Genomic DNA, 12,508 nt, shown 5'->3' with positions numbered 1-12,508 from the left:
AGCGAGCCCAGATCGGACCTACGAGGAGCACTCAATGGCGGGCAACAACCACGGACACACCCCTGCCGCCTGGACCGGCGTCACCATCGCGTTCATCGGCTTCTGCGTGGCCTCGGCCTTCACGGTGATGGCCGAGCCGGTGGGCTTCTGGGCCGGTGTGGCCATCACCCTCCTCGGTGGCGTCGTCGGTCTGGTGATGCGCTCGATGGGCATGGGGCAGCCCGAGCAGCAGGGCCGCCGCCTCGACCAGACCAAGGAGCGGGCGGAGGCGTAGCGGAGCCGTCCGGGGGCGACTCGACCGGGCGCGGTGCCGGACGCCGGCACCGCGCCTCTTCCGTTGCTCGGCCGCCCCCCGCCCCCGGCAGGGGGCGGGGCTACCGCCCGGTATGTGGGACCGTGCCGCCCGGATGAGGGCCCGGAGTCCCGGGCCGGATACCATCGCAGTGCACCACCGCGTGCCAGACCAGCCCCGCGCCCGGCGCAGGGACCGAGCCAGCCAGGAAGGGGGCCGCTCGCGTGAGTGTGCTCGACGAGATCATCGACGGGGTCCGTGCGGACCTCGCCGAGCGGCAGGCGCGTGTCAGCCTCGACGAGCTCAAGGAGCGTGCGGCCGGGGCGCCGCGGGCGCGCGACGGCGTGGCCGCGCTCAAGGGCGACGGCGTCAGGGTCATCTGCGAGGTCAAGCGGTCCAGCCCCTCCAAGGGAGCGCTGGCCGCCATCGCGGATCCGGCCGGGCTCGCCGCCGACTACGAGGCGGGCGGCGCAGCGGTGATCTCGGTCCTCACCGAGCAGCGGCGCTTCGGCGGCTCGCTGGCCGACCTGGAGGCCGTGCGCGAGCGCGTGGACCTCCCCGTCCTGCGCAAGGACTTCATCGTCACCTCCTACCAGCTGTGGGAGGCGCGGGCGCACGGCGCCGACCTCGCCCTGCTGATCGTCGCCGCCCTCGACCAGGAGGCCCTGGTGTCCCTGGTGGAGCGGGCCGAGTCGATCGGGCTCACCCCGCTGGTCGAGGTGCACGACGAGGACGAGGTCGAGCGCGCCGTCGACGCCGGGGCCAAGATCATCGGCGTCAACGCCCGCAACCTCAAGACCCTGGAGGTCGACCGCGGCACCTTCGCCCGCGTCGCCCCCGAGATCCCCGAGGGCATCGTGAAGGTCGCCGAGTCGGGCGTGCGCGGCCCGCACGACCTGATCGCCTACGCCAACGAGGGCGCCGACGCCGTGCTCGTCGGGGAGTCGCTGGTCACCGGCAGGGACCCGAAGGCGGCCGTGGCCGACCTGGTCGCCGCCGGCACCCATCCCGCCCTGCGGCAGAGCGGGAACTGAGCGGGAGCGGACGGAAGACGAGCGGAGGACGACGCCGATGCCCCTGAGCGCCCGCCTGGCCCGCGGCTGCCGCCCGCGCGGCTGCCGCGCGCCCGCGCGCCGGGTGCTGGGACGGCGCGTGCGCTACCACATCGGCTGCGAACCGGGCCAGGTCGACGGAAGGCGATGGCGCGCCGGGGCCGTGCGCACCGGCCGCACCGCCGCCTCCGCTCCCGGCGCCTGACCGCCCCGGCCGCGCGGAGCGCGGCGGGCCGGGCCGCCTCCCCGGGCGGCGTGCCGCGGCAGCTCCGTCCCCGCCCGCACCCCGTCCGCCCCGCGGCCGGGGCGGAGGGCGTCCCCTTCCCTGACCACCCCTTCTCCGGGGCGAGCGCCCCGACAAGGAGCACGTCGGATGCCTACCGACCTCTTCGTTCCCGACCCCGAGGGCCGGGTGCCGACAGCCGAGGGCTACTTCGGCGCCTTCGGCGGCAAGTTCATCCCGGAGGCGCTGGTCGCCGCCGTGGACGAGGTGGCCGCCGAGTACGACAAGGCCAAGGCCGACCCGTCCTTCGCCGCCGAGCTGGAGGACCTGCTCGTCCACTACACCGGCCGGCCCAGCCCGCTGACGGAGGTGCGGCGCTTCGCCGAGCACGCCGGCGGCGCCCGGGTCTTCCTCAAGCGCGAGGACCTCAACCACACCGGCTCACACAAGATCAACAACGTGCTGGGGCAGGCCCTGCTGACCCGGCGGATGGGCAAGACCCGCGTCATCGCCGAGACCGGCGCGGGCCAGCACGGCGTCGCCACCGCGACCGCCTGCGCCCTGTTCGGCCTGGAGTGCACGATCTACATGGGCGAGATCGACACCCAGCGCCAGGCCCTCAACGTCGCCCGGATGCGGATGCTGGGCGCCGAGGTCGTCCCCGTCACCTCCGGCAGCCGGACGCTGAAGGACGCCATCAACGAGGCGTTCCGCGACTGGGTCGCCAACGTGGACCGCACCCACTACCTCTTCGGCACCGTCGCCGGCCCCCACCCCTTCCCGGCGCTGGTGCGCGACTTCCACCGCGTCATCGGCGTCGAGGCCCGCCGGCAGATCCTGGAGCGCACCGGGCGGCTGCCGGACGCGGCGCTGGCCTGCGTCGGCGGCGGCTCCAACGCCATCGGCCTGTTCCACGCCTTCCTGCCCGACACCTCCGTGCGCCTGATCGGCCTGGAGGCCGCCGGGCACGGCGTGGACTCCGGGGAGCACGCCGCCACGCTGACCGCCGGCGAGCCCGGCATCCTGCACGGCTCGCGCTCCTACGTCCTCCAGGACGACGAGGGGCAGATCACCGAGCCGTACTCCATCTCGGCCGGGCTGGACTACCCCGGCATCGGGCCCGAGCACTCCTACCTCAAGGACATCGGCCGCGGCGAGTACCGCCCGGTCACCGACGACGAGGCGATGCGGGCGCTGCGCCTGCTGTCGGAGACCGAGGGCATCATCCCGGCCATCGAGAGCGCCCACGCGCTGGCCGGCGCCCTGGAGGTGGGCCGGGAGCTGGGCCCGGACGCGCTGCTGCTGGTGAACCTCTCCGGCCGGGGCGACAAGGACATGGACACCGCCGCACGCTACTTCGGGCTCTACGACGACGCCCCCGGCGGCACCGACACCGCGAAGGGGGCCGAGTGATGGCGGGACGAGCGGAGCTGCTGGGACGCGTCCTGGCGGCGGCGAGGGACGAGGGGCGGGCCGCGCTCGTGGGCTACCTGCCCGCCGGCTTCCCCACCGTCGACGGCGGCATCGCCGCCTGCACGGCCCTGCTGGAGGGCGGCTGCGACATCGTCGAGGTCGGGCTGCCCCACAGCGACCCGGTGCTGGACGGCCCGGTCATCCAGACCGCCGACGACATCGCCCTGCGCGGCGGGGTGCGCATCGCCGACGTGCTGCGGACCGTGCGCGAGACCCACGCCGCCACCGGCGCGCCGGTGCTGTGCATGACCTACTGGAACCCCGTCGACCGCTACGGCGCCGAGCGCTTCGCCGCCGAGCTGGCCGAGGCCGGCGGCGCGGGCTGCATCCTGCCCGACCTGCCGGTGGAGGAGTCCGAGGCCTGGCGCAAGGCCGCCGAGCAGCACGGCCTGGCCACCGTCTTCGTGGTGGCGCCCAGCAGCCGCGACGAGCGGCTGGCGAAGATCACCGCGGCGGGCAGCGGCTTCGTCTACGCCGCCTCCCTGATGGGTGTCACCGGCACCCGCGAGTCGGTGGGCCGGGAGGCGGAGGACCTGGTGCGCCGCACCCGCGCCACCACCGACCTGCCGGTCTGCGTCGGCCTGGGCGTCTCCAACGCCGACCAGGCCGCCGAGGTGGCCTCCTTCGCCGACGGAGTGATCGTCGGCTCGGCCTTCGTCAAGCGCCTGCTGGACCACAGCGGCGACCTGGACGGGGGCCTGGCCGCGGTCCGCTCGCTCGCGGGCGAACTGGCCGGGGGCGTGCGGCGGCCCGGCCGCTGAGCCGGCTCCGCCGGGAACACCGGACCCGGGGCGTGCGGCACCGGTCGCGCGCCCCGGGCTCCCGGCCGCCGCCCCTGCCCCTCAGGGCGCGTGCAGCCGCAGCACCGCCCGCTCGGACCAGTCGGCCGGGGTGCCCCGCAGCGAGACGGCGACCATCGTCAGGAACGCCAGGGGCACCGTCCACGACGCCGGCTGGGCCAGCAGCACCGTCAGCCACGGCGACGCCGGCTGTGTGACCGCCGACAGCACCGCCGCCCCCGTCGCCGTGACCGCCCCGGTGGCCAGTCCGGCCGCCGCGCCCGCCACCGTCAGCCGGGTCCACCAGATGCCCAGCACCAGCAGCGGGCAGAACGTGGACGCCGCCACCGCGAAGGCCCAGCCCACCACGACGTTGATGTCCAGGTGCTCGGCCGGCAGCGACAGCAGCACCGCCACCGCCGCGCCCGCCGCCACCGCCGCGCGCAGCCGGGCCACCCCGCCCCCGAACAGGTCGTGGGAGAGCCCGCCGGCCAGCGCCAGCAGCAGCCCGGAGGAGGTGGACAGGAACGCCGCGAACGCCCCGGTGGCCACCAGGGCGGTCAGCACGCTGCCCAGCGTCCCCTGCACCGCCGTCCCCGGCAGCACCACCGAGACGGTGTCGGTGGCGTTGCTGTGCACCAGCTGCGGGGTCAGCACCCGCCCCAGCAGCCCGTACACCGCCGGGAAGAGGTAGAACAGCCCCAGCAGCCCGATGACCGTCACCGCCACCCGGCGGGCGGCCCGGGCCGTGGGGCTGGTGTGGAACCGCATGATCACGTGCGGCAGCCCGATCGCCCCCAGCGTGGTCGCCAGCAGCACCGACCAGGTGGACAGCAGCGGCAGCCCCGCCCCCTCGATGTCGACGAGCGGACGGCTCCACTCGGCGGCCCCCGGGCCGTGCGCGCCGGCCGGCCGCAGCGCCTCCGCGCGGGTGCCGGGGCCGACGTGGACCACCAGGTAGACCGCCGGCACCGCGATGAACACCAGCTTGACCAGGTAGTGGAAGGCCTGGACGTACGTCGCCGACCGCATCCCGCCCACCGCGATCGAGGCGCTCACCACCAGCCCGGCCAGCACCACGCCCACCCAGTACGGGGTGCCGCTGACCAGGTGCAGGACCACCCCGGCGCCCTTGAACTGCGGCACCAGGTACAGCAGCATGATCACCAGTACGATCACCCCGCACAGCCTGCGGATCGTCGGCGACCCCAGCCGGTACTCGGCGAAGTCCGGCACCGTGAACGCCCCCGAGCGCCGCATCGGCCCGGCCACCAGCGCCGCCACCGCCACGTACCCCGCCGTGAAGCCGACGGCGTACCACATCGCCCCGATGCCGTCCTTGAGCATCAGCCCGGCCAGCCCCAGCACCGAGGCCGCCGAGACGTACTCCCCGGCGATCGCCATGGCGTTCCAGCCGGGGGAGACGCGGCGCGAGGCGACCAGGAAGTCCGGGCTGGTGCGCGCGGCGTGGACGCCGTAGAGGCCGATGGCCAGGCTGGCGGCCAGCACCAGCCCGATCGCCGTCAGGCCGGTCACGGTCCGCCTCCCGGACCGGCGCGGTCCTCCGCCCGCTCGGCGCGCCGCACGTGGCAGACGGCGAGCGCCAGCAGCACCGGGTAGGTGGCGACGGCGAGCACCAGCCACGACACCGGGACGCCCGCCACGGAGAGCCGGTCCAGCACGGGCAGCGCCGCGATCGTCCCGCTGGTCCCGAACAGCACCGCGCCCAGCAGCGCCGCCGTCCGCAGGGCTGTGCGGCGCTGCGCCGCGAAGACGGCGCGGGCGGCCTCGGCGTCCGCCGGCGCCGGCAGCGGCAGCAGCTGCGGATGGCGGCGGTGGCCCCGGGCCAGGGCGAGCCGGGTCTGCGGACTGGTGACCTTCGCCCGGCGGGTGCCGCCGGGCTGGGCCCCCTTCGCCGGGCGCCCCACCGGGAGCCCCATCGGCCGGCCGACCGGGCGGCTCACCGGGCCGCCCGGCCCAGCTGCCCGCTGCGGGCCGCCTCCAGCAGCTGCTCCTTCAGGCTCCGCGCGTGGCGCCGGCTGACCGGCACGTCGCCGGCCGGTGTGCACGCCACCAGGCCCGAGGAGCTGGTGACCCGCAGGTCGTGCACCCAGCCCACCGCCACCAGGTAGCCCCGGTGCACCCGCACGAAGCCCGCCGGCGCCCAGATCTCCTCCAGGTACGACAGCGACAGCCGGATCAGGTGCGTGCCCTGCGCGGTGTGCAGCCGTATGTAGTCGCCGTGCGCCTCCACGAACTGCACGTCGTCGCGCCGCACGAACACCGTCCGCCGGCCGTGGTCGATCTGGACGACCGCCAGTTCGTCGCGCGGCTCGCCCGGCCCGCCGCCGTCGCCGGCGGCCGCCCGGCGCGCGGCCGCCACCCGCGAGACCGACTCCGCCAGCCGCTCGGGCCGGATCGGCTTGAGCAGGTAGTCCACCGCGCCGACGCCGAACGCCTCGATGGCGTGCGACTCCGAGGCGGTGACGAAGACGATGGAGGGCGGTGCCGAGAGCCGGCCGATCACCCGGGCCACGTCCATCCCGTCCAGACCGGGCATGGAGATGTCCAGGAAGACCGCGTCGAAGGCCGCCGCGCCCAGCAGCTGCACGGCCCGGGTGCCGCTCTCGGCGGTGTACACCTCGTCGACCTCGGGGACGTCGCCGAGGAACTCGGCCAGCTCCTCGCGGGTGGAGGCCTCGTCCTCGACCACGAGGACCCGCAAGGACCGCGGTGAGCCGTTCATTGCACAACCACTCCTCGCATGAACTTCGGCACCCGGATCGTCACCTTGGTGCCGCTGCCCGGCGCGGTCTCGATGACGAGCCCGTACTCCGGGCCGTAGACGGTGCGCAGCCGCCGGTCGACGTTGGCCAGACCGACGCTCCTGGCAGGGGGGCCGACTCCGGCGAGGATCGCCCGTGCGAGTTCCGGCTCCATGCCCACTCCGTCGTCCTCGATCTCGATGACGCACAGCGGGCCCTCGCCGAACCCCGAGACGCCGATGTGCCCGGGCCCGGCCTTCTTCTCCAGACCGTGTCGCACCGCATTCTCCACGATGGGCTGGACGACCAGGAAGGGAATGGCGACGGGCAGCACCTCCGGCGCCATCCGGACGGTGATCTCCATCCGGTCGTCGAACCGGGCCCGCTGGAGCTCCAGGTAGGTCTGGGTCGCCTGGAGCTCGGCGGCCACGGTGACGTAGTCGCCCGCCGTGGAGAAGCTGTAGCGCAGGTAGTCGGCGAAGTCGGTGAGCAGCCGGCGGGCGCGGCCGGGGTCGCTGCGGATGTGCGCGGCGATGACGGCCAGGGAGTTGTGCACGAAGTGCGGCGAGATCTGGGCCCGCAGGGTCCGCAGGTCCGCCGCCGCGATCCGGGCCCGGGCGCTGCGCAGCTCGGAGTGGTCCAGCGCCTGCGCCACCATCTCCGCCAGCTCGGCCATCTCCCGCTCGCCGGGCGTCCGGACGCCGGGGGCGAAGGCGGCCACCAGGCAGCCGGTCAGCTCGTCCGCCACCAGCAGCGGGACCGCGCACAGCGGCGGCTTGCGGAAGGCGGCACCGTGCTCGTACACCTGCGCGAGCACGGCCTCCAGGTCGGTGCCCTCCGGGAGCGCTCCGTGCCGGACGACGGGGCCGTCCAGATCGGCCAGGACGACGGCCTCGGCGCCCACCAGCCGCCGGATGCGGCGCGCGGCCGCCGGCGTCCGGTCGCCGTGCAGCCCGTCCCGGAGGTCGGCGCCGATCAGCCGGGCCTCGCGCAGGACGCCGAAGGCGCCGGACGGCCCGGGCCCGGCCGGTCCCGGCCGGCCCGCCCGTCCGCGCCGACTGCCCGACCACGCTCTCCAGACCACGGGCCGACCGTACAACGCGCCGGACGCCCTGGGGAGCCTTCGGCGGGGTGCCGCCGAGGACCCCAGGGCGTCCTCGGGCCCGGTGGCGGGGCCGGCGCCGTGCGTGGGGGGTCACGCCGGGGAGAAACACCCGCCACCGGGGTCCCGGCGGGCCCGGCGGACGCGCCGCCGGGCCCGGTGGGGGTCAGTGCCGGGCCGCGCCCTCGGCGCCGGCCCCGGTCAGGGCCCGCACCTGGAGCTCGGCGAAGCGCCGCGGGTTGTTCTCGCCGGACGTCAGCGTGCCGACGACCGCGCACAGCAGACCGAGCGGTATGGAGACCAGGCCCGGGTTCGACAGCGGGAACCAGGCGATGTCGATGCCCGGGAGGAGGGCGTTCTCGGCGCCGGAGAACACCGGCGAGAAGATCACCAGGCCGACGGCGCCGATCAGGCCGCCGTAGATGCCCGCGAGCGCGCCCCGGGTGTTGAAGCGCTTCCAGAACAGGCTCAGCAGCAGGGTCGGCAGGTTGGCCGAGGCCGCGATGGCGAAGGCCAGACCCACCAGGAAGGCCACGTTGAGGCTCTGGGCGAAGATCGCCAGGACGATCGACGCCGCGCCGATGCCGAACGCGGACAGCCGGGCGACCTTGATCTCCTCGCGTTCCGAGGCCCGGCCCCTGCGCACCACGCTGTTGTAGAAGTCGTGCGCCAGGGACGAGGAGGAGGCGATGACGAGGCCGGCGACCGTGGAGAGGATCGCCGCGAAGGCGACGGCCGCGATGACGGCGAGCATCACCGAGCCGAAGAGCTCGCCGCCGAAGTGGTCGCCCACCTCCCTGGCCAGCTGGGGCGCGGCGGTGTTGCCGGAGGCGTCCTGGGCCGTGATGGCCTCCTTGCCCACCAGGGCCGCCGCACCGAAGCCCAGGATCAGGGTCATCAGGTAGAAGGTGCCGATCAGGCCGATGCCCCAGTTGACGGACTTCCGCGCGGCCTTGGAGTCGGGGACGGTGTAGAAGCGGATCAGGATGTGCGGCAGGCCCGCGGTGCCCAGCACCAGCGCCAGCCCGAGGCTGATCAGGTCGAGCTTGTTCCACATCGTCTGCAGGGCGTCGCCGGGCACCTCGACGCCGTACCGCAGGCCGGGTTCCAGGAAGGACTGCCCGGCGCCGCTGGCGTTCGCGGCGTCGCTCATCAGCGCGCCGAAGTCGAAGCCGTAGACGGCCATCACCAGGGCGGCCAGCAGGATGGTGCCGCCCATCAGCATGGCGGCCTTGATGATCTGCACCCAGGTGGTGCCCTTCATGCCGCCGAAGGTGACGTACAGGGTCATCAGGACGCCGACGACGACGATGCCCACGATCTTGGCGGTGTCCGCGTCCATGCCCAGGTACGTCTCGCCCGGCTTGATGCCCAGCAGGAGCGCGACGACCGCGCCGGCGCCCACCATCTGGGCCAGCAGGTAGAAGATGGACACGGTGATCGTGGAGACGGCCGCGGCGGTGCGCACCGGACGCTGCTGCATCCGGTACGACAGCACGTCGGCCATCGTGAACCGTCCGGAGTTCCTCAGCAGCTCGGCGACGAGCAGCAGGGCCACCAGCCAGGCGACGAGGAAGCCGATGGAGTACAGGAAGCCGTCGTAGCCGAAGAGCGAGATCATGCCCGCGATGCCCAGGAACGAGGCGGCGGACATGTAGTCGCTGCCGATGGCGAACCCGTTCTGCATGCCGGTGAACTCGCGGCCGCCGGAGTGGAAGTCGGCCGCCGACTTGGTCTGGCGCCCGGCCCACACGGTGACGCCGAGCGTGACGGCGATCATCAGGGTGAACACCAGCATGGTGAGGGTGCGGCTGCTGGAGCTGACCTCCGCGGCCAGGAACACGTTCGAGGCGCCGGTCATGCCCCTGCCCCCTTCCGCGCGTCGCCCGCGCCGGTCAGCTCGGCGCGCAGGTCGTCGGCGAGCGGGTCCACCTTCCGGTCGGCGTAGCGGGCGTACAGGATCGCGATGCCGAAGGTGCTGGCGAACTGGAGGAGCCCGAACACCAGCGCCACGTTGACGTCGCCGAACAGGACCGTGGACATCACGCCACGGGCGTAGGCCGACATCAGCACGTACAGCAGGTACCAGGCCAGGAAGGCGAGGCTCATGGGGAGGACGAACGCCATCAGGCTGCGCCTGAGGTTCTCGAAGCGCGGATCGCTGTGCATGGCGACCATGCGGTCCTCCGCTTCCCCGGCGGGGTCCAGGGTTTGTTGCGGACGTTCTGCGGACACTGCCGCCTCCTTCATCGACACGACGCGATGTGACACGACGCACGGGAGCGGAACAAGGAATGCGGGGAACGTAAGGTGCGTCACACCCCGGGTGAAGACACCGTTCGCGGTGTGCGGCGAACGCCGGATGCGTGCGCCGAACGGTAGGTCGTCGTGCGCCGAGCGGTCGTCGTTCCGCGCCGAGCGGCAGCGCCCCGGGGCGAAACGGCCGTGAAGGGGCGCGGAGGGGATGCCCGGAGGCTCCCCGGACGCCGTCCGCCGTCCGCCGGTCGCCGCCCCCGGGCGGGGGCGGCCGGGGCGCGGTCCCCGGCGGGGCGTGCGTTACGGACCCGTTGCCGGACCGGGCGCCGTCCGCCGCGCCCGGCGCGGTAGCGTTCGTGGAGCCATGGACACCCTTGCCTTCATCCCCAGCCCGTCGTCCGGCGAGATCGTGCTCGGACCGATCCCGCTGCGGGGCTACGCGTTCTGCATCATCATCGGCGTGTTCGTCGCGGTCTGGCTCGGCGGGAAGCGCTGGGTCGCCCGCGGCGGGCAGCCCGGGACGGTCGCCGACATCGCCGTGTGGGCGGTGCCCTTCGGCCTGGTCGGCGGCCGCCTCTACCACGTCGTCACCGACTACCAGCTCTACTTCGGCGCGGGCCGCGACTGGGTCGACGCCTTCAAGATCTGGGAGGGCGGCCTCGGCATCTGGGGCGCGATCGCGCTCGGTGCGGTCGGCGCCTGGATCGGGTGCCGCCGACGGGGCATCCCGCTGCCCGCCTACGCGGACGCCATCGCGCCGGGCATCGCGCTGGCCCAGGCCGTCGGCCGCTGGGGCAACTGGTTCAACCAGGAGCTGTACGGGCGTCCGACCGAGCTGCCGTGGGCCGTCAGCATCGACAACGGCGTCGACACCGGCACCTTCCACCCCACCTTCCTGTACGAGTCGCTGTGGTGCGTGGGCGTGGCCCTGCTGGTGATCTGGGCGGACCGCCGCTTCACCCTCGGCCACGGCCGGGCGTTCGCCCTGTACGTGGCGGCGTACACGGCGGGCCGCTTCTGGATCGAGTACCTGCGGATCGACGAGGCCCACGAGATCCTCGGCCTGCGGCTGAACAACTGGACCTCGATCGCGGTGTTCCTGGGAGCGGTGGTCTACATCCTGCTCTCGGCCAGGCTCCGTCCGGGCCGTGAGGCCGTGGTGGAGCCGGGGCCCGCGGTCCCGCAGGAGGCGGAGGACGCCGGGGAGGCGGAGGACGCCGGGAACGACCGGCGGGAGGGCGCCGGGGACGGCGAGCGCTCCGGCGGCGCCGACGCGCGCAGGCCCGCCCGCAACGGCGGCCCCTCCTCCGCGGACGACTGAACCGGGCCCTCCCCCTCCGCTCCGGCCCCGGCCCCGGTCGCGTCCCGCGCGCCGGGGCCGGCCGCCGTCCGGGCGAACCACCGGCCCGCCCGCGCCGGTTAGTACGGCCTTCCTTGCTGGCAGCCCCTCGCCCGGTCGGCGTACGGTCGAAGGACCGGCCCCGGACCGGACGGACGGAACGAGCCCGGGACCGGGGGAGAGGAGGCCGCACCGCATGGCGTCCACGGCCGGGGAAGACACCGGGACGACGCTGAGGCCGGGGGAGCCCGGCTCGGCCCACACCGACCACCACACCCACCGCGACGTGAGCGGCGGCTGGCTGCGCCCGGCGGTCTTCGGCGCCATGGACGGCCTGGTCTCCAACCTGGCCCTGATGACGGGCGTCGCGGGAGGTGCCGCGGACCGGCAGGTGATCGTCATCACCGGTCTGGCCGGACTCGCCTCCGGGGCGTTCTCCATGGCGGCCGGGGAGTACACCTCGGTGGCCTCCCAGCGGGACCTGGTCATGGCGGAGCTGGAGGTGGAGCGGCGCGAGCTGAGCCGCAACCCCGAGGACGAGCGGCGCGAGCTGGTCGGGCTGTACCGGGGCCGGGGGCTGCCGGAGGAGCTGGCCGAGGAGGTCGCGCGGCACCTGTCGAAGGACCCCGAGCAGGCCCTGGAGACCCACGCCCGCGAGGAGCTGGGCGTGGCCCCGGGCGAGCTGCCGTCCCCGATGCTCGCCGCCGTCTCCTCCTTCGCCTCCTTCGCGGTCGGCGCCCTGCTGCCGGTGCTGCCCTACCTGCTGGGGGCCACCGCCCTGTGGCCGGCGGTGGCGGTGGCGCTGACGGGGCTCTTCCTGTGCGGCGCGGCCGTGGCGCGGATCACCGCCCGGCCCTGGTGGTACAGCGGACTGCGGCAGCTGCTGCTGGGCGGCGCGGCCGCCGCCGTCACCTACGGGCTGGGTACCCTGTTCGGGGTGGCCGTGGGGTGAGGCCGCGGGGCCGCGGCCCGAGGACGGCCGGGGTGTGACCCGTTGCACTCCGCCCCGGGCGGCTTCCGTGTTACCCGGTGGTTTCAGGCGTGTCACCGCCGGGAATGAACAGCGAGCGCTTCTGGCAGTGTCGCCGGCGCCACCGGACCCATGCGGCGGGCAACGCGCCGTACGTCCGATTCACCCCCACCGCAGCGTCCACATGATGGACCCAGGCGTCCGTACCTCGGGAAAAGCCGCATCATGTAACCTGCACGGAAATTTATCCAGCAAGC

At 74.4% G+C, this 12,508-nt stretch carries 13 protein-coding genes; 7 read left to right on the top strand and 6 right to left on the bottom strand.

Annotated features, from left to right (window positions below):
- Positions 1–34 precede the first annotated feature (34 nt).
- The 5 genes from ACFSJS_RS20210 to trpA all read left to right on the top strand — a co-directional run bounded on the left by ACFSJS_RS20210 (position 35) and on the right by trpA (position 3,801).
- Positions 35–274, top strand: a complete 240-nt coding sequence (locus ACFSJS_RS20210; RefSeq protein ID WP_380902388.1) for an HGxxPAAW family protein — start codon at positions 35–37, stop codon at positions 272–274.
- A 242-nt stretch (positions 275–516) separates the two neighbouring features.
- Positions 517–1,326 carry an indole-3-glycerol phosphate synthase TrpC gene (trpC, locus tag ACFSJS_RS20205; RefSeq protein ID WP_380902386.1) on the top strand — a complete coding sequence of 270 codons (810 nt, stop codon included), beginning with the start codon at positions 517–519 and terminating at the stop codon, positions 1,324–1,326.
- A gap of 37 nt (positions 1,327–1,363) precedes the next feature.
- Positions 1,364–1,549: a tryptophan biosynthesis modulator TrpM gene (trpM, locus tag ACFSJS_RS20200; RefSeq protein WP_380902384.1), complete on the top strand. Its 186-nt coding sequence runs from the start codon at positions 1,364–1,366 to the stop codon at positions 1,547–1,549.
- Between the two features lie 168 nt (positions 1,550–1,717).
- Positions 1,718–2,980, top strand: a complete 1,263-nt coding sequence (gene trpB / locus ACFSJS_RS20195; protein ID WP_380902382.1) for a tryptophan synthase subunit beta — start codon at positions 1,718–1,720, stop codon at positions 2,978–2,980.
- The gene (trpA, locus tag ACFSJS_RS20190; protein WP_380902380.1) at positions 2,980–3,801 is read left to right on the top strand and encodes a tryptophan synthase subunit alpha; all 822 of its coding nucleotides are present in this window, start codon (positions 2,980–2,982) and stop codon (positions 3,799–3,801) included. The genes trpB and trpA overlap by 1 nt, the downstream gene beginning before the upstream one ends.
- A gap of 81 nt (positions 3,802–3,882) precedes the next feature.
- Here trpA and ACFSJS_RS20185 read toward each other — a convergent pair whose 3' ends face one another.
- From ACFSJS_RS20185 to ACFSJS_RS20160, 6 genes are all read right to left on the bottom strand, one after another.
- Positions 3,883–5,355, bottom strand: a complete 1,473-nt coding sequence (locus ACFSJS_RS20185) for a sodium/solute symporter (RefSeq protein ID WP_380902378.1) — start codon at positions 5,353–5,355, stop codon at positions 3,883–3,885.
- Positions 5,352–5,747 carry a hypothetical protein gene (locus tag ACFSJS_RS20180; protein WP_380902376.1) on the bottom strand — a complete coding sequence of 132 codons (396 nt, stop codon included), beginning with the start codon at positions 5,745–5,747 and terminating at the stop codon, positions 5,352–5,354. Before ACFSJS_RS20180 ends, ACFSJS_RS20185 begins: the two co-directional genes overlap by 4 nt.
- A 32-nt stretch (positions 5,748–5,779) precedes the next feature.
- The gene (locus ACFSJS_RS20175) at positions 5,780–6,565 is read right to left on the bottom strand and encodes a LytR/AlgR family response regulator transcription factor (protein WP_380902374.1); all 786 of its coding nucleotides are present in this window, start codon (positions 6,563–6,565) and stop codon (positions 5,780–5,782) included.
- Positions 6,562–7,668 carry a sensor histidine kinase gene (locus ACFSJS_RS20170; protein ID WP_380902372.1) on the bottom strand — a complete coding sequence of 369 codons (1,107 nt, stop codon included), beginning with the start codon at positions 7,666–7,668 and terminating at the stop codon, positions 6,562–6,564. Before ACFSJS_RS20170 ends, ACFSJS_RS20175 begins: the two co-directional genes overlap by 4 nt.
- 184 nt (positions 7,669–7,852) lie before the next feature.
- Positions 7,853–9,547 carry a solute symporter family protein gene (locus tag ACFSJS_RS20165; protein ID WP_380902370.1) on the bottom strand — a complete coding sequence of 565 codons (1,695 nt, stop codon included), beginning with the start codon at positions 9,545–9,547 and terminating at the stop codon, positions 7,853–7,855.
- The gene (locus tag ACFSJS_RS20160; RefSeq protein ID WP_380902368.1) at positions 9,544–9,921 is read right to left on the bottom strand and encodes a DUF485 domain-containing protein; all 378 of its coding nucleotides are present in this window, start codon (positions 9,919–9,921) and stop codon (positions 9,544–9,546) included. Before ACFSJS_RS20160 ends, ACFSJS_RS20165 begins: the two co-directional genes overlap by 4 nt.
- Before the next feature lie 385 nt (positions 9,922–10,306).
- On the opposite strand from ACFSJS_RS20160, the gene lgt reads away from it, so the two are divergent.
- Both lgt and ACFSJS_RS20150 read left to right on the top strand, forming a co-directional pair.
- Entirely contained in the window at positions 10,307–11,263 is a 957-nt protein-coding gene (gene lgt, locus ACFSJS_RS20155) for a prolipoprotein diacylglyceryl transferase (protein ID WP_380902366.1), read from the top strand.
- Positions 11,264–11,477: 214 nt separating this feature from the next.
- Positions 11,478–12,233 (top strand): VIT1/CCC1 transporter family protein, encoded by a 756-nt coding sequence (locus ACFSJS_RS20150; protein WP_380902364.1) that lies wholly within the window; start codon positions 11,478–11,480, stop codon positions 12,231–12,233.
- The last annotated feature ends 275 nt before the right edge of the window (positions 12,234–12,508 follow it).

This window comes from Streptomyces desertarenae, from assembly GCF_042681365.1.
Classification (GTDB): domain Bacteria; phylum Actinomycetota; class Actinomycetes; order Streptomycetales; family Streptomycetaceae; genus Streptomyces; species Streptomyces desertarenae.
Note: the sequence above shows the minus strand (reverse complement) of the source record. Positions and strands in the feature narration are given on the sequence as shown.